Origin of the sequence: Hyalangium minutum, from assembly GCF_000737315.1 — a bacterium.
Classification (GTDB): Bacteria; Myxococcota; Myxococcia; order Myxococcales; family Myxococcaceae; genus Hyalangium; species Hyalangium minutum.
This window is the reverse complement of the sequence record NZ_JMCB01000012.1, coordinates 1-19083: the sequence shown is the minus strand read 5'-3', so window position 1 is coordinate 19083 and position 19083 is coordinate 1. Positions and strand designations below refer to the sequence as shown.

The window sequence follows — 19083 nt, the reverse complement described above, 5'->3', positions numbered from 1 at the left end:
GAACTGGAACGCCTCAGGTTGAACCCGAGCGGCATGGGCTCATGGGTGCTGGGCACGGGCGAGTTGCTCCCCGCGGGTGGCTACCGGCTGGCGCTCGCTGGGCATTATGAGAACAAGCCGCTGATCCTCTACGAGGAAGGAGTGCTTCTGGGCGTGGTTGTCCGCCATCGGGCCACGGCGGTTCTCTCCGGGGCTGTGGGACTGGGAGGCCGGGTAGAACTGGGGGCACAGGTGCCTCTGGTGCTCTCTCAGCAGGGTGATGACCTGACGGATCGAGGCGTAGGAACGCCCCAAGGAGGTGTGGCGCCAGGGACTCCACTGCTCACAGCCCGGCTCAGCCTGCTGGCCGAGCATCGGAAGGACTCCGTGGATCTCTCAGCCGGGCTGAGTGCGAGCCCAGGGCTGGGCAGCGCGTCCGCGCTCGCCCGAGAACTGCATGCCATTCCCAACCTCATGCTGGGCCGTCGCTTCGGTGCGGTGCGGGCCTCGCTCGACGCGGGCTTCATGCTGCGGCCCCGCATCATCTTGAATAACGACGACAACATCCAAGACGAGTTGGGCCATGCGCTTCGCTTGGGCGCTGGACTGTCCACCACGGCGGAAGGGCTGGGGGGGGAGGTGGCCGCCATCGGCTCAGTGCCTCTGCAGCGTGAGGGCTATTCCTTGGAACTGCTCGGCGGTGTCAGGCTCCCTGTGGGAGAGCTGCTTGAGGTGCAGGGACTCACGGGCCTGGGGCTGGGCAATGCGCCGGGGACGCCGCGGTTCCGTCTTCTGCTCGGGATGTCTTTTGGGAAGGTGGCCCGTCCTCGGGAGCCCTCTCTGGAAGAGCAGGCCTCCCAAGAGATGGATGATCCAGATCGTGACAGGGATGGGGTGCTCAACCGGGTCGACGCGTGCCCGGATGAGCCAGGTCCTGCTTCTCGCCGTGGGTGCCCAGTGCTCGATTCGGATGGGGACGGGGTGGTGGATGAGAAGGATCAGTGCCCCAATAAGGCCGGCATCGTCGAGATGGCAGGGTGCCCCCTCAAGGATACGGATGGAGACACCGTGTGGGATCACCTGGACAACTGCCGTGAGATTCCTGGCCCCTCTGAGAACCAGGGATGCCCCGCCAAGGATCGGCAGTTGGTGGTGATCCAGCGGCGCAGGATTGCCATCAAGGACACGATCCATTTCGACTATGACAAGGCCACCATCAAGAGCGTGTCCTTCCCGCTGCTGAATCAGGTGGCTCAGGTGCTCATCGAGCACCCTGAGATCGTCTCCGTCTCTATCGAGGGCCATACGGACGATATCGGCACAGCCACGTACAACCGTGAACTCGCCCTGCGGCGTGCAGGCGCGGTGCGCGACTATCTCGAGAGTCAAGGCGTGGCGCGCTCGCGCATGTCCGTCCGGAGCTTCGGTGAGGACCGGCCGCTGCAGTCGAATGCGACCGAGCAGGGACGCGCCACCAACCGTCGGGTGGAGTTCATCACGCGCTACGAGGCAGACGCGCCATAGCCAGCCGCCCTGGGGCACAGCCAATCTCATCCGCCTGAAGTGGTACAGCCCACGCCGCCTGTCTCCTGTAGTTCTCAATCCCTCTCCAGACTCCGGGCTTGCTCTCCTCGAGGTTCCATCCACGCGTGTGCCGCCTGTCTCTCCCAGGAGGCACAAGAAAAGGATTCACGTCCATGACCTTCCCCCTACAGAACGGTGGCTTTGTCCCTCCCTCTCGCCTGTCTTTCCCCACCCAAGGCGGAGCCCAGTCGCTGCAGCAGTCGTTTGAGCAGTTCTCGACCATGTTCTCGTGGTCATCCCAAGTGCAGTCCCTGCTGGGGAGTCAGCAGGCGGGCTTCGGGGGGATGGACTCGCTGAACCGGTGCTTCCAAGCCTACGGCGCCATGGGAGCCCAGCTCTCGATGACGAATGTCGTGGGCTACGCCGCGATGCCGGACTTCGAGAACTCCGGGCAGCTCGACCTGGACAAGCAGGCGGGTACGGTCACCACGCCCGGTGGCTACAAGGTCAGCGTCGCGGACGGCAAGGTTCGCATCCAAAACCCGGACGGCAAGTGGACGGACCTCAAGGCCGAGCCGCCCACCCGCACTGTCACCTCCGACAATGTCACCACCGAGAGCCGCCAACTCCCGAGGGATCCCGCAGTGCGCGAGTCGGATGGCGACGTGTGGCGCTACCAGGGCACCGGCACCTTCAACCTGCCAGACGGTACGAAGATCACCATCCAAGAGAAGGGGGACAGCAAGGACCTCCACATCAACCAGGTGGACATCTACAACGGCAACAAGCACGTGTCCGTCGACAGCCAGCTCACCAGCGCCGAGTGGCAGACGGTGAGCAGCAGCTCGCAGCAACTGTCGGCGACGCCTTGGAGGAACCTGGGCACGGTCGAGCAACGCCAGGTGACCGCCCGGGTCACGGAGCAGCAGGAGGCGCGTCAGAAGTTCACCACCACCTTCTCGGACGTGCAGAAGAACGGCTACGCCCACGATGCCACTAACGCGGATGGCCAGTCGTTCCAGCTCGCGGGTGATGGAATCGCCTGGAGCCAAGGGGGCCGCGAGGTGCTCAGCGGCGCCGGCAAGGGCAAGGATGACAAGACGCTGGCGTATCAGCTCGGCAATGCCATCCAGAACAGCCAGCTCGGCCGCCGCCCCATCCAGGTGCCGTGGAACGTGTATGCCACCCAGATGGTGGGCATCACCGCCTCGCTCTTCCAGTCCCAGTACGCAGCCACGTCCAATCACTGGCAGCAATGCCAGAACATGTTCTCCGCCTGCCAGCCTCGGCCCTACCTGCCCATGATGACGCAGCTGAGCAACATGGGTGGCATTCGCAGCCCGTTCTGCGGCCCCATGGGCGGCGCGGCCATGTGCGGCGTGGGTCTGAACGGCGGCTTCCAGTCCACCCTCCAGCGCATGCTCGCGTCGGTCAACCAGATGATCCAGCGCTACATGAGCCTGCGTGATCTGCAGCTCAACGCGATGCAGATGCGCTGGAGCCGGCCGATCGGCGGCTGATCCCCCTCCTCTTCATCTCGGAGCTTGCCATGAGCCAGAAGGCCCCCGCGCCCAGTCAGCCCGCAGCCTCTCCACCTCCTCCAGAGCCCTCCGCGGAACTGAATGCGCGCATGCGTGCCTTCCTTCAGGGAGATCTCATGCTTGCCGATCTCTACGAGCTCACCCATGAGGAACTCTACGGCCTCGCCTCGCAGGGCCGCCACCTCTACGAGTCCGGCAAGCTTGAGGCCGCCCAGCAGATCTTCGAGGGCCTCACCACGCTCGCGCCTAATGAGGCCAGTTTTCACACCGGTCTGGGCTCTGTCTATCAGCGCCGCGGGGAGCTGGGGCGCGCGTGCGAAGAGTACGATCGCGCCCTGGCCCTCAACGAGCGGGACCTCGCAGCCCTGTGCAACCGCGCCGAGGTGCTGCTGCAGGAGGGCAAGATCGAAGAGGCCGCGAGGGATCTCCAGCGCATCGCCGAGCTGGATCCGAAAGGCGAGCAGGGCTTCAGCCAACGCGCCAGAGGCATGGCGATCGCGCTGAGCACCATCGTCCAGAAGCTCCAAGAGCCCCAGCAGTCCCCCGCCAAGTAGGAGCCATGTGCAGCCATGTCTGATCTCAAGGATGACCTTGCAGGCGTGCCAGACGAGGTGAAGCGCGTTCTGGCCCACCTCAAGCCAGAGCCCGAGGCCGCCGCCGAGGTGCGCGAGCAGCTGCTCTCCGGGCTCGATGCGCACGTGCAGACCTCGGCGGGGCCACTCCGGGAGGTGCTGGAGTGCATGCGGAGGGTGCTGCAATCCACGAGGCCGGGGGCGCCTTTCCAGCCCCACTTCGCCCGGGAGTTCACCGCAGCGCTCGAGCGCTACCGGAAGGATCCCTCCGCTTCCCAGCCGCCGCCCGAGGTGCTGCTCGACTGCCTCATCTTCCTGCGCGAGCTCGTGCAGGCCCGAGGCCTGGGTGGGCTGCTGGAGGCCGTGGATGAGGTCTCCTCCGAGCCCGCCGCCCCCCCGAAGGAAACCCGTCAACAGCAGGACCTGCAGACTCGTATCCGGCTCAGCAACACCCGGGGATGACCCGGAGAAAGGCGCTCGTTCATGAATATCGCACCCAATTCCTTTCCGATGTTTCCCACCGCTTCAGGCTCGTCGGCGATGCGAGGGATGGGCTTTGCCAGCTTCTCCTTCAGCGGCATGTTCTTCTCCTCCTCGACGCTCAACAGCCTGAACCATGCCTGCGGCTGCCATCCGCAGAGCGCCCCGCTCAACACGCTGGGCAGCCTCTTCTCCTCCATCTCCCTGCTCCAGAACTTCGGGAGCATGTGCGGGACGGGGTGGGGGCAGAACTGCGTGCCGCAGCCTCCGGCTTGCCCGCAGCCTTCGCCTTTGGAGAAGGGGAAGATGTGGGACGTGTTCTTCGATGCAAAGTCCGGCACGAAGACGACTCAGAAATCCCCCATCGTCCTGGACCTCAACGGCAACGGGCGGCCTGATATCACCGGCAGCAACATCAAGGGCAACGGCAAGCTGGAGGGCAAGACGGTCAAGGGCTTCGACCTGGATCCCCAGAATCGCCAGTGGGAGACCAAGAGCCTCATGCGACGCCCGGCCAAAGGGGGCGGCGCGCCTGAACTGCCCGCCGGAGTGAAGGCCCAGGTGTTCGACAAGAACGGCAAGCTGGTGAAGACACTCACCGCCGAACAGTTGCAGGCCCTGCAGAAGAAGAACAGCAAGGGCTGGAACGCGGATGGAGGGGACATGGGACTGGGGCTCAGCAATGGCATGCGTGCCGAGTTCCGGGATGCCAATGGCCGGCTGGTGAGCGAGCTCAAGCAGGACGGCACGAACAAAAACAAGTTCCTGTATTTCTGGGGCAACAAGAACGAGAACGAGTGGACCAAGGCCTGGGACCCGAAGACGGGCGGCGACGGCATGCTCGTTTGGGACACGGACGGGGATGGGAAGATCACCAGCGGCAAGGAGCTGTTCGGCCACGTCGATCTGAACGGGAAGGAGACGTTCAAGAACGGCTACGAGAAGCTGTCCCACTACTTCGACAAGGATGGCGACGGCAAGGTGCAGGGCGAGGAGCTCAAGGGCCTGAAGATCTGGGAGGATCGCAACGGCGACGGCATCACCCAGCAGGGCGAGCTGGTGGAACTGGAGAAGCACGGCATCAGCCAGCTCAACACGAACTACAAGCCGGGCGACATGAGCTCGTCGTATGGCTACCGTCCGCCGGGCCAGACGCAGCAGGCTCCGGCCAGCCCTCCGCCCGCTCCGGCCACGCCCGCCTCCCTGCCCGCCATGCAGCAGACGTGGCAGTTCTTCCAGATGCTCGAGGTGATGCGGCAGATGCAGATGTTTGGCTTTGGACTCGCCTGAGGAGATACCACCATGTACATGTTCAAGCCCGAAGACATTCCCGCCAACCTGCCCCAAGAGGTCAAGACGCTGCTGATGGCCCTCAAGCCCGAGCCGCCCGAGCTGATCGAGCGGCGCCAGCGGCTGATCGCCGAGCTGACATCTCAGGCCGCCTCCGCCACGGGGCCGCTGCAGCAGCTGCTGAGCTCGGTACGCGAGGTGTTCCTGGCCATGCAGCCGGAGATGCCCTTCAAGGCGAGCCTCTCCGAGGACTTTAATCGGGCGCTTCAGCGCTACACCCAGGAGCCGAACGCCCTCAACCCGCCGCCTCCGCTGCTCACCGAGTGCATGAACTATCTGCATGACCGCGTGCAGAGCATGGGCCTGAGCTACATGCTGGAGAAGACCCGGGCTGCCTCCGCGCAGCCTGCAGCCCCCGAGAAGCGCGCGGGCGAGTGAGACACGCGCGCCGATGGAGGCCATGTCTGGCTTTCATGTCTGGCGTTGACGTGGCTCCACTCATACGCCGCAAGTGGTAACGATTTCACTGCGGTTCTTCCGTATCAGTTGAAAGCCCCCGCGAGTGCTGACCCGTTGGGCCAGAGACTCCGGGGGCTTTGTACTTCCCACCACGGAGAGACGCATGGACATCAATTCGGTGATTTCTTCTGCTGCCAGGAACGCAAAGGCGTGGACCGCAGATGATCAGGCGAAGCTGGAGGGCGTGCCACCGGACCAGCAGGATAAACTCAAGGCTCAGATGCAGATGCAGAAGGAGAGTGAGTTGGTCACGCTCATCACCAACCTCATGAAGCAGATGCACGAGACCCGGATGTCGGTCATCCGGAACATCGGCTAGTTCGGTCCGCCGCGATCCGGGAGTGGCCGCAGGCGGGCCTCTCCCGGATCCGGTGCTGCCGGTCCGCTACTACGGCTGGTCCGAGGCCTCCAGGTCCACGGCGCGGCTCCCCACCAACTGCACGATGGCCTGAGCAAGCGGCTTGGGGATGTCCAGGTCCACCACCGCGGCGGCGCCCTCGGCGCGGGTCGTCCAGGTGACCTGCTGCCCTCGCACCCCCACGCGCGTGCGCAGCGGCAAAGGCATGCTCCCCCCAGAGGCCACGTACGCATCCACGGCCGCGCTTGGATCGAACGAGCCCGAGAAGCCCGAGGTGAGCGTCCCGCTGGCTGGGAGCTTGAGGAGCCCGGGCACGCGGCGCTGGGTATCTCCCGAGGCCACGAGGCGCACTGTGGTGCCCGAGTCCACGAAGTCGACCGTGAGGCTCTTCTTGCCCGGGAAGGTCAATCGGCTGATGCGTGCGCCACCGGCACTATAGGTCGTCAGCCCGATGCTCGACCCGCGGCCGCCACCCTGCCGGTCGAGCTCGTGGATCTTCTCGAGGAGGCCACTCAGCCGGGCCGTGAAGTTCGCCGCCGCCCGGTACTGGTTCACCTGGTGGTAGACGAGCTTGCCCCCCTTTACCGGCTCCACCGCAAGGGAGATGGCGTCGGCGATACAGAAGGTCTCGAGCACCTCCTTGATCAACGAGCGCGTTTGCTCCACGTTGAGCTTGGCCTTCTCCGCCTCGGCGAACAGGCCATCCTTCTCCGCCGCGTTCATGAACTCCTCGGTGATGCTCTGCAACCACTGCGAGGACTCCGGAGTGGAGTAGGCGATGTCGAGCCGGCCGATGATGCTGGCCGGGAACGAGGGCCGGGGCAGCGGAGCGATCTCCCCCGGCGCGAGCGGCTCCAGTCCCATGCGCAGGCGCAGCGAGGTGCCGTTGTCCAGCACCGAGAGGCGCACGCGGTTCAGCAGCCGCTCGTAGACGCGCGTCCCCAGGCTCCGCCCGAGCGCGTAGACATGCCGGGCCTCGTCGCCCGGGGTGGGCTCCTTGTCCGAGAGAAGCGGATAGAAAGTGGTGGGATCCGTCTTCCGCCAGCGCTCCAGGTCGACGTCCACCGAAGCGAGCGTGCCGGGGCCCGTGAGGTTCTCCTCCAAGCCCAGCGGATCCGCGTCGGTGATGTACTCGCCCTTGGGGCCCGTGAGCAGGAAGCCCTTCGTGCGGCGGAAGTACGTGCCCTTGATCTTGACGGTGTCGCTCGCATCAGGGAGCACCCGGCCTCCTAGCTCCGAGAAGCCCTTCAGCGGCGCGGCGTCCTTCGTGACGGGGAAGAGAAGGATGCCAGAGGGCTCGGTCGAGCCCGGATCCCCTGCGCCCATCAACATGCCCACCGAGCCTCCCGGGCGAATGCCTCCCGGGCCGATGAAGGGGAAAGCCTCCTCAAGGTGCTCGCGGCTCAGCACCTGGGGCAGCGGCATGCGCATCTCCGCGAAGGCTGCCTCCACGCGCTCCATCGGCCCGGTCGCCACGAAGAGATAGGCCCAGGAGGGAACCTGCGTGCCGGGCTCGGTGGCCTTCGCCTCGGTGGCCTTCGCCTCGGTGGCCTTCGGCTGGGCAGAGGCGGAGAGGCTGCCCAGCAGGAGCCAGGTCCCTGCGAAGCGAGCGAGAGGAGAGCGGAGCACGGCAGGGCGCATCGGAAAGTGCCTTTCGGTGGGGACAGAGCCCGGACGTGAGTATGGTGGAAGATTCCTCTGAAGCGGAACCCCCAGCGTGGATCCGCTCGGATCTCCGCGCAGGCGCTTGAAACTCTCCCGGGGCCTGGGCTCTACAATGGGGGGTTGATGCGCTCCCCCTCTCACCTGATCTGGCTCCTCGTCTCGCTCCTGCTCGTGTCGTGCTCTGACGCGGGCCTCTACGCATTGGATGGGCGGGGCCCCAGCGGCAAGGACCGGGCGGACTTCTCCGGCGAGGTCTGCATCCCTCTGGCCACCGGTGACGCCTTCCCCGTGAAGGTCGTCTTCGCGCTCTCGGGAGGGCAGGGCGTGCCGAGCGAGGTGGTGGGCTACACCACCGACGCGCTCGGCACCCTCAGCAGCCGCTTCTCCGGCCCCTTCATCAAGTTCTCCCTGGTGGCCTTCCACACCGTGGCCACCGGCCTCCAGGGCAGCTTCGCGGACGCCGCCACCTTCCAGGCCGCGCTGCCCCGGTACGCCAGCTACCAGGAGTCGGGGCCCATGAGCATCCGCTCCGCGCTCCGCCTCTCCAAGAGCATCCTCTCCGGCGACATGCAGACGGCCTGCCGGGGCGCCGTAGGCCGCAGCCGCTACGTCATCGTGCTCGTCATCACCCAGGCGGACCTCAGCTGCGACAACCCCGCCTTCAACGTGGGCATTGACGCGCGCTGCTCCGCGCTCACCCCCGTCTCCGGCGCGGCGGCCTGCAGCGTGTGCGAGCTGACGGCCGTCACCGGCGAGGTGAAGAACCTCGTCCAGTCGTTCGGCGCCGGCGAGGTGGTGGTGCAGCCCGTCTACGTGCGCGACGTGGCCGACCCCGTCACCCGCGATCAGGTGGCTGCCATCGCCAACGCCGGAGGCACCGAGGCCATCGAGACCGACCCGCAGGGCCTGCGCGACGTGCTGGGCACCCTCAACTACGCCTCGCTGCAGACGTCGCTCGTGCTCAAGCGCTTCGTCGCCTTCAACCGCAACGTCCAGGTGCGCGACGGCATCATCTCCGCCGACAGCGACGCCGACGGCGTGTCCGATGACGACGAGGTCGCCCTGGGCCTGGATCCGCGTCAGCCGGACACGGACGGCGATGGGCTCATGGACGGCATCGAGCTGCGCATGGGCCTCAAGCCTCAGCCGGGCAACCTGGACATCATCAACGGGTGCAATGTCTCCCTGGACGAGGATGGCGACCGGCTCAACACCTGCGAGGAGCGCGTGCTGGGCACCGACCCGTGCATGGGCGACTCGGACGCGGACGGGCTGCCAGATCTCGTGGAGGCTTTCGGCCGCACCAACCCGCTCGTCCCCGAGGACCTGCTGGACACCGATCGCGACGGCGTCCCCAACATCCAGGAGGCCATCATCCGAGGAGATCCGCTCAGCGCGGATCTGGCCTTCCAGGCCGAGCGCGGCTACGGCTACTCGTTCGAGCCCATCGAGCCCACTCCGGATGGGCGCGCCTGCTACAAGGTGCGCGCGGAGAACATCACCGTGTTGCCCACCCTGGAGCGGCCCCACCCGCTCTTCCCGGGTGTGAGCATTCCGCGGGGCACCAACGACATCTACCTCTATATGCAGGTGGGCCGGGCCAATGATCCGCGGGGCGCCGGCGTGGGCTCGCTCTTCATCGAGTCCCTCCGCTACTCCGAGGAGAAGGGCAAGGAGCCCAACCAGACCCTCCTCTTCACCCCGAACGACTTCATCCTCGGGACCTGATCCACTCCTCGCGGTGGGGGGTAGACCCCACGCTCCCACTGGGGGCTCCCCCCCACACCCCCCGCTCCACACCTCGGGCGCTTTGTGCAAATCCCTGAATTTTCAGACGAACAGTGTCCAGTGGTGAGCGGATCGGGTCTTGCTAGGAGTGCGGCGTCGAAAGGAGTTGTCATGACACGCAACCGCTTCATTCCCTCTCTGGCCCTTGGGGCTCTCTTCCTTCTCAGCGCCTTGCCGGCCCAGGCGCAGACCAACGCGGTCGATAACCCGGAGTGCCTCGGCAGCAGCTGCGGCCGTCCCAAGGAGGAGGGCGGCGGCTGTGGCTGCGGCTGCGGTTGCTCCGTGTGGGTGTCGTACACGGATGACGGCGTGACGCTGGCCTACACCGACGACGCGGACGGCGACGGCAAGGCGGATGACAAGGACAACTGCCCGTTCGCCTCCAACCGCGAGCAGGGCGACGGCGACGGCGACGGCGTGGGCGATGTCTGCGACAACTGCTCGGCGCTGGCCAACTTCCAGCAGCGCGACGCGGACGGCGACGGCATCGGCGATGACTGCGACGCCGACGCGGACAACGACACCATCCCCAACGCCCAGGACAACTGCGCGCTCATCCCCAACAAGGATCAGAGCAACCTGGACGGCGACGCCCAGGGCGACGTGTGCGATCTGGATGACGACAATGACGGCCATGCGGACGGCGAGGACAACTGCCCGCGCCTGCCCAACGCGGATCAGGCCATGCCCGCGGACGCCAGCCAGTGCCGCATCGACAAGGACGGCGACAACGTCTCCGACAACGGCGACAACTGCCCCTCCATCGCCAACCCGAATCAGGCGGACAAGGACCTGGACGGCCTGGGTGACGTGTGTGACGCGGACATCGACAACGACGGCGTGCTGAACAAGGACGCTGATGGCAAGGTGCTGGACAACTGCCCGTACGTGGTCAACCGCGACCAGGTGGACGATGACGGTGACGGCGTGGGCGATGCCTGCGACACCAAGTACTGCGTCGTGGTGGACAAGAACACCCCGGATGACTGCCTGGATCCGAAGGGGCCCTTCACCGTGTCCGGTGGTGGCCAGCTGAGCCTGAAGTCCGGCGAGAAGGTGGAGCTGCCGCTGTTCGCCAACCGCAACGGCGCGGCCATCGAGTACACGTGGACGGTGAAGTCGCGTCCCTCCGGCTCCAAGGCCGTGGTGGAGAACCCGACGGGCGCGGTGACCTATAGCCGCCACTGGCAGTACGAGTACCTGGCGAAGACCGAGCCGTCCTTCACCGCGGACGCGGACGGCCAGTACGACATCCAGGTCCAGGCGCGGCTGGCCTTCTCGGACCGTGCGTACCCGGATCAGCGTGAGAGCGTCTCCAGCCTGAAGCTCAGCGTGGGCAACGGCACCGCCAGCAGCTGCGCGGCGCTCCCGGGCCCGGTGGGTGGCATGGCGCTGGGCGCCGCGCTGCTCGGACTGCTGCTGCGCCGCCGCCGCGCGGAGTAGACTGTTCCCCATCCGCAGCACAGGAGGCCCGTTCCCATGCACCTGAACCCCCGGATGCTGATGGCTGCGGGCCTCCTGGCCGCATCAGTGGTCGCATGTACCGACACGCTGGTAGAGCCGCTCGTGCAGGAGCAGACGCTCCTGGATGACCGGCTCACCCTCAAGGGGCGCGTCTGCACCGCGCCCGCCAACCCCGCCGGCTTCCCGGTGAAGGTGGTGCTCGTCATCGACGAGTCGGGCAGCATGTGCGTGTCGGATCCGCCGGGCTCGCAGGAGGGCACAGGCTTCTGCGAGCAGGTGGCGGTGGTGGTGCCCCCCGGCGTCACCGAGCCCGCGCGCGTGCGCGCCATGCGCCGCCTGGTCAATCAGTTCGCCGATCAGCCCAACGTGCAGCTGTCCGTGGTGCCGTTCGAGACCAACGTGAAGAACGTGTGGCCTCCGGCCGCCACCGGCAACCGCTTCGCCCGGCCCGACAGCACGCTGGACACGTACATCAGCGGTCTCCAGAGCCAGCTGGGCAAGGGCACCGACTACCAGGGCGCCATCAGCTACGCCTACAGCCTCATCGCCAGTGACATCACCACGCTGTCGCAGACCAACCCCGAGGTACTGCCGCGCACCCGCTACGTGGTGGTGTTCCTCACGGACGGAACGCCGTACCCGCGCTGCTCGGCCAACGACAACCTCTCCGTCTATGCCACGCCGGACACACCGGACCTGACGTGGGCGGACTCCTCGAGCGCGGTGGAGTTCTGCAACCTGCTGGATCCAGAGTCGCCGGACAACATCGAGGGCTTCGAGGTCGGCACGGATCGCAACCAGAACTACCAGCTCTTCAGCTACGTGCGCCGGCTGATGGAGCTGAAGGACCAGTACAACGTGGGCGACATCCGCATGCACACGGTGCTCCTCTTCAACCAGGAGGCGGTGCGGCTGTGCGGCCCCATCTGCCAGGATCTCTACGGCACCTACCCGGGCGTCCCACCGGGCGAGTATCCGCAGGCGGCCAAGAAGATCGCCTCGTGGCTGCTGCAGCGCTTCGCGGAGATCGGCAACGGCGTGTACCAGGAGTTCAACGACACCGGGCAGATCAACCAGATGGGCCTGGGCGCTCTGGACTACTCCTCGTTCGCCTCGCGCAACGTCATCAAGACGCTGATGGTGGAGTCGCTCAGCTCCGTCCCCGGGCAGAGCGGGCGCGAGGTGGACACGGACGGCGACGGGCTGCCGGACACCCTGGACAACACCTTCACGCTGCAGACCAACTCCTTCATTCCGGACAGCGATGGAGACTGCCTGGATGACGGCTTCGAGGCGCGCCGGGCGGACCAGGGCTTTAAGCCTGGGAATGATCTCGACGCGCGTGGGTGCGATCCGGCCTCGCCGCTGACGCCGGGCTGCGTGTGCCGCGACACGGATGGCGACGGTCTGTCCCAGTACGCCGAGGCGTACGTGCGGACGCGCGCGGGCCTCATCGACAGCGACGGTGACGGCGTGCCGGATGCGATGGAGGTGCGCTACGGGCTGGATCCGCTCACGCCGAACGTGTCGGGCATCGACACGGATGGGGACTCCCTGCCGGACGAGGCTGAGCTGCGCGCGGGCAGCGACCCCACGCAGCGGGACGAGGCCTTCTACGAGCGCTACGGCTACCAGTACTCGGTGTCGATCGCCGAGAAGCGGACCAACGGCAGTACCTGCTACGACTTCACCATCTCCAACATGCAGATGGTGACGCCGCCCAACCGCTCGGGCGTGCAGCAGGGTTACAACCTCTTCAAGGTGTGGTTCGCGGAGGCTCCCGAGAGCGGGGTGGCCACGGACTACGGCGTGTGGAAGACGGCGTGTGCCTGGGCGCAGTACGCGCCGCCCAGCGTGCGCGTCCCGCTGGGGCCGGATTTGGCCCTGGAGAACGGCGACTTCCGCAGACCCGACACCCTCAACGAAATGAGCGAGTACATGACGCGCTGCGTGGGTGATGCGCCAGGGGCGGCGCCGTGACGAGAAGGGCTGTCTTCTTCATCGCGGCGGTGGTGGGGACGCTGGCGGCCATCGCCGCGTGTTCGGATGCCTACCTCTATGACGAGCGGCGCGACGAGCAGGTGCCAGTGGATCGCGCGGTCGCCTTCGAGGGGACCTTCTGTACGGTGGGCACCAACGAGGTGGTGCGCCCGATCAAGATCGTCGTTGCCCTGGACGCCAGCCAGTCCATGAACGTGACGGATCCGGACGGTACGCGCGCCACCGCGCTCATCGAGCTCCTCTCCATCCTGCCCACGGACCCCGAGGTCTCCATTTCGGTGATGCTCTTCGCGGGCAGCACCTCGGCGTTCCTCACCAAGGACGCCAACGGGCAGGACGGCTTCGCGCAGGTGGCCAGCCTCACGGACATCCAGAAGCAGAACCTCATCCGCACGCTGCTCAACTTTCGCAACCCCGACAATGCGCCGAACCGGGACTCGACGGACTTCGTCAAGCCGCTGTCGGACATCTACTCGCTCATCAACGCGGACATCGCCAAGAGCCGGGCGGCACCAGGCGGCGCGACTGCCCTGGCCCAGGCGCGCTACTCGGTCATCTTCCTGTCGGACGGCCATCCCACCAACAACCAGGACGACGAGCTGCTGCGCGGCGACGCGGTGGTGCGCATCCGCCAGCTGAGGGATTTGGTGGAGGACGTGCGCGTGAACACCGTGCACGTCTTCAACCCCTCGCAGCCGGTCAGCTCCATCTGTGATTTGACGGGGGACGCCGGGTGCCCGCTGCTCATCATCAACCAGGACGCGGACCGGCTGGAGAAGATGTCCCAGCTGGGCGGCGGCAACTTCCGGGACTTCCGCAACAACGAGCCCATCAACTTCCTGGACTTCAGCTTCGGCCAGGTGCGCCGGGCCTTCATCGTGAAGGAGCTGATCGCCTCCAACTTCAGCGCGCCCCCGGGCAGTCCCGTGGGCGTGGCGGACACGGATGGGGACGGCCTGACGGACGAGGAGGAGCGCCAGGAGGGCACCAACCCCAACATGGTGGACACGGATGGGGATGGCTTCAGCGACGGCGTGGAGGTGCGGTTCCGCCGCCAGGGTGTGGACTTCAACCCCACCCAGGTGGCGTTTCCGGACGGTGGCGGCCTGGACCCCGGCTGCCCGCCGAACCTGCGCGGCGTGGACGACGACTGCGACGGGGTGCTGGACTGCGACGAGCAGTTCATCGGCACCAACGCGAAGATCGTCGACAGCGATCGCGACGGCATGCCGGACGGCGTGGAGTGGCGTGGCGGCACGCAGGGCTCCAGCAATGACCTGGACGAGGACCCGGACAATGACGGGCTCACCAGCCGCGCGGAGCTGCGCCTGCACACGCACCCGGTGGAGGTGGACACCTCGCACCTGTCCGTGGACGGCTACCGCTACTCCATGGTGGCCGTGGGGCCGCCGGACGAGTTCGGCCGCCAGTGCTACGCGTTCCGCGTGGACAACGTGCTGCTGGCCCCCACGCTGCTGGAGGTGAGCGACGCGGGCGTGGACGCGGGCCTGCCCGTGGGCCGCCCCACGGACGGAGGCCCCGTCGTGCTGCGCGGCGCGGGCTACAACGATCTCTGGCTCTCCGTGGCCATGATTCCCGCGGACGATCCCACCGCCCGCACCATCACCCGCTTCTACCGCTACAACGCCGCGCGCTACCCCATCGGGGGCGTGAAGTCCCCCGTGGACGGCGTCATCCGCGTGAACTCGGAGGACTTCGTGTCGACGTGCCCCGGCCGCGTGGATGTACCCCAGAACCCCTGAAGCCACTGCCATGTCCAAACTCGCCCGCCTGCTGCCGCTCGCGCTCCTCCTCGTCCTTACTGCCTGCCCGGGAGATGGGGGCACCGATGAACCCGATGGGGGGACGCAGGTCCGCGCCGATCCGTGCAACAGCCGGGAGGACGCGCTCTCCAAGCCCGAGTGCGAGCTGACGCTGGGCGAGCAGCGGGAGGACTACATCTCCTTCGCGCAGGACGCGGAGCACCCTGAGTCGGACAAAGACTGGTTCAGCGTGCGCATCCCCGCCACGGCCAATGCGCGCACGCTGGTGCGGGTGACGGCCGGCTACCTTGCGCAGAGCACCCCGGTGAACCTCGCGGTGGGCGTGCTGCGTGAGGACGGCCAGTCCTCGGTGGCGCGCAAGGTGGACAACCACCAGCAGGGCGCGCCCAAGCCCGTGGAGATCATCTTCCCGTTCTCCGAGCCCAATGCGCGGCTCCTCCTGCTGCTGGCCGACGAGCCCACCATCCCGAGCCGTCCCCAGTTCGACGCGCGCTCGCCGTACTTCGTGAAGGTGGAGGTGCTGGAGAACCCCGACACCAACGAGCCCAACGATACGCAGCCCACGGCCCTCACGCTCCAGGCGCAGGGCGCCGTGCAGGTAGCCACCGCCAGCGGGTACCTGGCCACTACGGATGACGTGGACACGTTCTCCTTCCCCGCGGCCACTGGCAAGGTGGCCTATGTGCGGCTCTACGCGGAGCAGCTGAACCCGCCTCCCGCCTACCGGCTCTCGTACACGCTGGTGCGTCCGGACAGCACCGCCGAGGCCGAGGGCCGCGTGGCCAACGCCTTCGTCGCCGCGGACCTGGCCACCGCGCGCCGGGTGAAGGCGACGGGGACTTGGACGGTGGTGGTGAAGGGCTACAAGCCCGCGAACGATCCCAACCCCATCCCGGGAGATCTGCGGCAGCGCTACAACCTCGAGGTCCGCGTGATGGACGAGCAGGACCCGCAGGACATCAACGGGGACAACGACGCCCTCGGCCGCGCGCTGGTGCGGACCATCGGCTCCGGGCCGGGCAGCTCCACCAGCTTCTCGGGCCGCATCGGCTCGGCGTCGGACGTGGACTGGTACGGCGTGGATGTGCCGTCCACGACGCAGCCCTCGGTGCTGTACTTCCGGCTGGCGCAGGGCTCGGGCGGTGGCCGCTTCCCGCCGCTGCCGGGCCTGGTGGATCGCCAGGTGCGCGTGCTCTCGCCGGTGACGAAGGGCGCGGGGGAGCCGGACTGGAAGGTGGCCTGCGTCTCGGACGTGACGGCCTGCCCCAAGGGCTACTCGGAGGCGCCGTCCGCGCAGCTGCTGGTGGAGGCGCTGTGCAACGGCAGCCCGCCGCTGTGCCTCCAGGCCTCGCGCGAGGAGGAGCCGCAGAACTTCCCCAACCTGAGCAACTTCGAGGGCACCCTCTTCGTGCCGCCGCACACGGGCACGCTGCGCTACTACTTCGTCGTCGAGGACGACGGGAACAACTGGGCGGACGACAAGGACTACACCCTGCAGGTGTCCTGGCAGGATGACGCGGATGACACCGCCCGCTACTCCGGTGGCGTGGAGCAGCCCTCCACGGCGACGCTGGCGAACGACACCTCCGGTGCCACCTTCCCCGCGCCGCCCGCCGCAGCCACCGCGCTCAACGGCCAGCTGAACCACGGCTACGGCCGCCTCCTCCCCGATGACCGCGTCACCGGCAAGGGCGTGCGCGGGCCTCGCGACTATGACGCCGTGCCTTCGGACACGGACAGCTTCATCCTCAACCTGCCCAATGGGCTCCCCGAGCCGCTCGACCGGACATGGGAGCTGCAGTGGACGGTGCAGAACCTGGCGGACGGGGGGCTGCCGCACGGGCTCGCGCTGGACCTGACGTTCTGCGATGGGACGCCCCGGGATGGAGGCTCCGGGTGCACGCCGGTGTCCAAGGGCAGCCGCAATCAGCCGCTGACGCTCTCGTACCGGCCCGATCCGCTGCGCGCCTGGCACACGCCCAGCGGCAGCTTCAGCGGCCTGCAGCCGCTCTACTCCAAGCAGGTGGCCGGCAACTCCACCGTGTTCACCGTGCAGCCCTACGCCTGCTCGTGCTTCGAGCCGCGCTTCATCCGCGGCGGCACCGTGCGTGTGGACGTGTCCGCCGCCGAGCGCACTTCCTACGAGCGCGTGAACTACTCGGTGCGCACCGCCTATACGGACTACCCGAAGACCTACTCCGCCGACGGCGGCGGCCGTCAGTGCCCCGCGCCGCTTCCGGATGGCGGCCCGGGCTGCAAGTTCACCCTGCAGCCCTGAGCCGGGGCAGTCGCGGTGGGACTACGGAGCGGGGATGCCCTTGCCCTCCAGTTCCACCACCGTCTCCGCCCCCGTCGAGGAGTTGGACTTGATGGTGATGGAGCCGGTGTAGGCCTTGGCCTGGCTCGGCTTGAACTGGACTTGGACGTAGGCGCGCTTGCGGCTCTCGAGGGTCACCGGCGTGCTGTCCGTGAGCCCCTCGGGAAGCGTGACGATGAACTCGGACGGGCCCGACTTGGTGACCGAGGTGATCTGCAGCGTCTCGTCGCCCCGGTTCTCAAGCATCAGCGTGTTGAAGGTGGAGGCTCCCACGTACGTACCGCTGCCGAACTCCGTGTCGAACTGCAGCTTGATGCGGTCGGGCTGAAGGAAGGGGCCCTTCTGCAGCGGAACATCGTCTTCCCCTCCACAACCCGCCAGGGCCAGGAGGATGATGGGGAACCACAAGGTCTTCAGGCGCATCGTCGTTCACTCCCAGAGTGAGGGTTGAGATGGTCGGGTTTGTAACAGTGTTCCCCAGAAGCACCCAAGTGGTCCTGCTCGCGTGCGTGTTCCTGGGGTTGGGCACGGGCTGCGGTGGTGGGCGCGCGGACTTCATCGGCAGCCGGGCGAAGGACGTGTGTGACGCGGAGTGGCCGGTGTGCAGCAAGGTGGCTGGCTGCATCCTGGGCGCGGAGAGCTACACGGAGGGCCGGCTGCCCGGGAAGGGGCAGTTCATCGTCCAGCTGCAGGAGGCCTCCACCGTGCGGGTGCGCTTCTTCCTGGAGGACGTGGTGGCCGCCGGCGAGGAGACGGTGGTGACATTCCAGGAGGAGGGCTGCCGGGCGCGCACCCGCGAGGCGGTCAGCGGCCGCACGGCCCTGGACTCGGCGGAGAAGTTCGGCGAGTTCAGCCGCGAGGCGGACCTCACCGGCGTGGGGGACCACCTGATCGAGTTCACCTCGGACATGCAGGCCCGCTACGTGCTCAAGGTGGAAGTGCTCCCCCTGCGCAACCGCTGAGCGGCGGGGGCGCGGTGGGTTCTGCTATACAAGGAGCCTCTCTTCCCCGGGCGTGACGACATGGCACAGGATCTCGACACCCTGCTCAAGAAGCTCGAAGACCTGAACCGCGCCGCCAAGGCTCCGGGGGGGATTCCTCGCGCACAGCTCGAGGCCCAGGTGAAGCAGATCACCCTCGCCGTGAAGGAGGCGATGAGCGACTTGGGCAAGAACCTGCCGCCCGAGCTCGCCGGCGCTTCCGGCGTGCTGGTGGATGTCTTCAAAGCGCAGCTGGGCGCCATCCTTCAGCAGAGCGGGCTGGAGCTGCAGGAGAGTGAGGAGATGAAGAAGCTCTCCGCCGAGCTGGACCTCATCAAGCGCAGCTACATCCGCAGCTGAGCCCCGCGCACACCTGCTGCGCTCGCCTTCTCGCGGTGCGACGGTGCGCCTACGCCCCAAAGAACAACGGCCCACCCACCGGTGAGGTGGATGGGCCGCGTGAATTCAGCGAGAGCTGAACTTAGATGCTGGGGGGAACGATGCCGGTGTTGGTGCCGGTGGTGGCACCCTGGGGAACGATGCCGGTGTTCTGGTTGCCCTGGCCGGCCTGCAGCTGCTGCTGGAGCTGCTGGAGCTGCTCCACCAGCTTCTTCAGGGTCTCCATGAGCTTGCTGATGGGATCCTTGGCCTCCTCCTCCTCGGCGGGAGCAGCGGACTGAGCGCCCTCGGCGCCCTGGGGACCCGCCGCGCCCTCGGCGCCACCGGCGCCACCCGCGCCCTGGCCGCCACCGGCCGCCTCAGCGCCACCGGCGCCGCCACCACCGCCCGCGCCCTCAGCGCCACCGGCGCCGCCCGCGCCC

Annotated in this window: 17 protein-coding genes; 14 read left to right on the top strand and 3 right to left on the bottom strand. The window is 67.2% G+C overall.

Features of this window, described 5'->3' with window-relative positions; all coding sequences use genetic code 11:
• Positions 1 to 18 precede the first annotated feature (18 nt).
• The 7 genes from DB31_RS50735 (at position 19) to DB31_RS27735 (ending at position 6224) form a co-directional block, all read left to right on the top strand.
• On the top strand, positions 19 to 1503 hold the full coding sequence (locus DB31_RS50735; RefSeq protein ID WP_240486923.1) for an OmpA family protein: 1485 nt from the start codon (positions 19 to 21) through the stop codon (positions 1501 to 1503).
• A gap of 173 nt (positions 1504 to 1676) precedes the next feature.
• Positions 1677 to 3023, top strand: a complete 1347-nt coding sequence (locus DB31_RS27760) for a DUF1521 domain-containing protein (RefSeq protein ID WP_044193046.1) — start codon at positions 1677 to 1679, stop codon at positions 3021 to 3023.
• A 29-nt stretch (positions 3024 to 3052) separates the two neighbouring features.
• Positions 3053 to 3598 (top strand): tetratricopeptide repeat protein, encoded by a 546-nt coding sequence (locus tag DB31_RS27755; protein WP_052420299.1) that lies wholly within the window; start codon positions 3053 to 3055, stop codon positions 3596 to 3598.
• A gap of 15 nt (positions 3599 to 3613) precedes the next feature.
• Positions 3614 to 4078 carry a hypothetical protein gene (locus DB31_RS27750; protein WP_044193045.1) on the top strand — a complete coding sequence of 155 codons (465 nt, stop codon included), beginning with the start codon at positions 3614 to 3616 and terminating at the stop codon, positions 4076 to 4078.
• An 87-nt stretch (positions 4079 to 4165) separates the two neighbouring features.
• The gene (locus DB31_RS45225; RefSeq protein WP_052420298.1) at positions 4166 to 5386 is read left to right on the top strand and encodes an EF-hand domain-containing protein; all 1221 of its coding nucleotides are present in this window, start codon (positions 4166 to 4168) and stop codon (positions 5384 to 5386) included.
• 12 nt (positions 5387 to 5398) lie between these two features.
• Entirely contained in the window at positions 5399 to 5824 is a 426-nt protein-coding gene (locus DB31_RS27740; protein ID WP_044193044.1) for a hypothetical protein, read from the top strand.
• 184 nt (positions 5825 to 6008) lie between these two features.
• Entirely contained in the window at positions 6009 to 6224 is a 216-nt protein-coding gene (locus DB31_RS27735) for a hypothetical protein (protein ID WP_044193042.1), read from the top strand.
• Between the two features lie 69 nt (positions 6225 to 6293).
• Here DB31_RS27735 and DB31_RS27730 read toward each other — a convergent pair whose 3' ends face one another.
• Positions 6294 to 7892 carry a hypothetical protein gene (locus tag DB31_RS27730; RefSeq protein WP_157232213.1) on the bottom strand — a complete coding sequence of 533 codons (1599 nt, stop codon included), beginning with the start codon at positions 7890 to 7892 and terminating at the stop codon, positions 6294 to 6296.
• Between the two features lie 159 nt (positions 7893 to 8051).
• On the opposite strand from DB31_RS27730, the gene DB31_RS27725 reads away from it, so the two are divergent.
• The 5 genes from DB31_RS27725 (at position 8052) to DB31_RS27705 (ending at position 17243) form a co-directional block, all read left to right on the top strand.
• Positions 8052 to 9656, top strand: coding sequence for a hypothetical protein (locus DB31_RS27725; RefSeq protein WP_044193040.1), 1605 nt, complete (start codon positions 8052 to 8054; stop codon positions 9654 to 9656).
• A gap of 171 nt (positions 9657 to 9827) precedes the next feature.
• Positions 9828 to 11159, top strand: a complete 1332-nt coding sequence (mtsC, locus tag DB31_RS27720; protein WP_044193039.1) for a cell-cell cohesion MYXO-CTERM protein MtsC — start codon at positions 9828 to 9830, stop codon at positions 11157 to 11159.
• Between the two features lie 36 nt (positions 11160 to 11195).
• Positions 11196 to 13160: a cell-cell cohesion protein MtsD gene (gene mtsD / locus DB31_RS27715; RefSeq protein ID WP_044193038.1), complete on the top strand. Its 1965-nt coding sequence runs from the start codon at positions 11196 to 11198 to the stop codon at positions 13158 to 13160.
• The gene (locus DB31_RS27710; protein WP_044193037.1) at positions 13157 to 14944 is read left to right on the top strand and encodes a vWA domain-containing protein; all 1788 of its coding nucleotides are present in this window, start codon (positions 13157 to 13159) and stop codon (positions 14942 to 14944) included. Before mtsD ends, DB31_RS27710 begins: the two co-directional genes overlap by 4 nt.
• A 10-nt stretch (positions 14945 to 14954) precedes the next feature.
• Positions 14955 to 17243, top strand: coding sequence for a hypothetical protein (locus DB31_RS27705; protein WP_044193036.1), 2289 nt, complete (start codon positions 14955 to 14957; stop codon positions 17241 to 17243).
• A gap of 21 nt (positions 17244 to 17264) precedes the next feature.
• Here the strand turns inward: DB31_RS27705 and DB31_RS27700 are convergent, their stop codons facing one another.
• The gene (locus tag DB31_RS27700) at positions 17265 to 17705 is read right to left on the bottom strand and encodes an Ig-like domain-containing protein (protein WP_044193035.1); all 441 of its coding nucleotides are present in this window, start codon (positions 17703 to 17705) and stop codon (positions 17265 to 17267) included.
• 68 nt (positions 17706 to 17773) lie between these two features.
• Here DB31_RS27700 and DB31_RS27695 point away from each other — a divergent pair, with 68 nt between their 5' ends.
• Together DB31_RS27695 and DB31_RS27690 are read left to right on the top strand one after the other, a co-directional pair.
• The gene (locus DB31_RS27695; protein WP_240486922.1) at positions 17774 to 18244 is read left to right on the top strand and encodes a hypothetical protein; all 471 of its coding nucleotides are present in this window, start codon (positions 17774 to 17776) and stop codon (positions 18242 to 18244) included.
• Between the two features lie 60 nt (positions 18245 to 18304).
• Positions 18305 to 18622 (top strand): hypothetical protein, encoded by a 318-nt coding sequence (locus tag DB31_RS27690; RefSeq protein ID WP_044193034.1) that lies wholly within the window; start codon positions 18305 to 18307, stop codon positions 18620 to 18622.
• A 121-nt stretch (positions 18623 to 18743) separates the two neighbouring features.
• On the opposite strand, the gene DB31_RS49720 is transcribed toward DB31_RS27690, so the two are convergent.
• On the bottom strand, positions 18744 to 19083 hold a 340-nt coding region (locus tag DB31_RS49720; RefSeq protein ID WP_044193033.1), incomplete at its 5' end, for a hypothetical protein.

Excerpts from the sequence above, each read along its gene's own strand:
- DB31_RS27690 (WP_044193034.1), top strand. The coding sequence starts at position 18,305 with ATGGCACAGGATCTCGACACCCTGCTCAAGAAGCTCGAAGACCTGAAC.
- DB31_RS45225 (WP_052420298.1), top strand. The coding sequence starts at position 4,166 with ATGGGCTTTGCCAGCTTCTCCTTCAGCGGCATGTTCTTCTCCTCCTCG.
- DB31_RS27750 (WP_044193045.1), top strand. The coding sequence starts at position 3,614 with ATGTCTGATCTCAAGGATGACCTTGCAGGCGTGCCAGACGAGGTGAAG.
- DB31_RS27725 (WP_044193040.1), top strand. The coding sequence starts at position 8,052 with ATGCGCTCCCCCTCTCACCTGATCTGGCTCCTCGTCTCGCTCCTGCTC.
- DB31_RS27755 (WP_052420299.1), top strand. The coding sequence starts at position 3,053 with ATGAGCCAGAAGGCCCCCGCGCCCAGTCAGCCCGCAGCCTCTCCACCT.
- mtsC (WP_044193039.1), top strand. The coding sequence starts at position 9,828 with ATGACACGCAACCGCTTCATTCCCTCTCTGGCCCTTGGGGCTCTCTTC.
- DB31_RS27740 (WP_044193044.1), top strand. The coding sequence starts at position 5,399 with ATGTACATGTTCAAGCCCGAAGACATTCCCGCCAACCTGCCCCAAGAG.
- DB31_RS27735 (WP_044193042.1), top strand. The coding sequence starts at position 6,009 with ATGGACATCAATTCGGTGATTTCTTCTGCTGCCAGGAACGCAAAGGCG.
- mtsD (WP_044193038.1), top strand. The coding sequence starts at position 11,196 with ATGCACCTGAACCCCCGGATGCTGATGGCTGCGGGCCTCCTGGCCGCA.
- DB31_RS27700 (WP_044193035.1), bottom strand. The coding sequence starts at position 17,705 with ATGCGCCTGAAGACCTTGTGGTTCCCCATCATCCTCCTGGCCCTGGCG.
- DB31_RS27705 (WP_044193036.1), top strand. The coding sequence starts at position 14,955 with ATGTCCAAACTCGCCCGCCTGCTGCCGCTCGCGCTCCTCCTCGTCCTT.
- DB31_RS27760 (WP_044193046.1), top strand. The coding sequence starts at position 1,677 with ATGACCTTCCCCCTACAGAACGGTGGCTTTGTCCCTCCCTCTCGCCTG.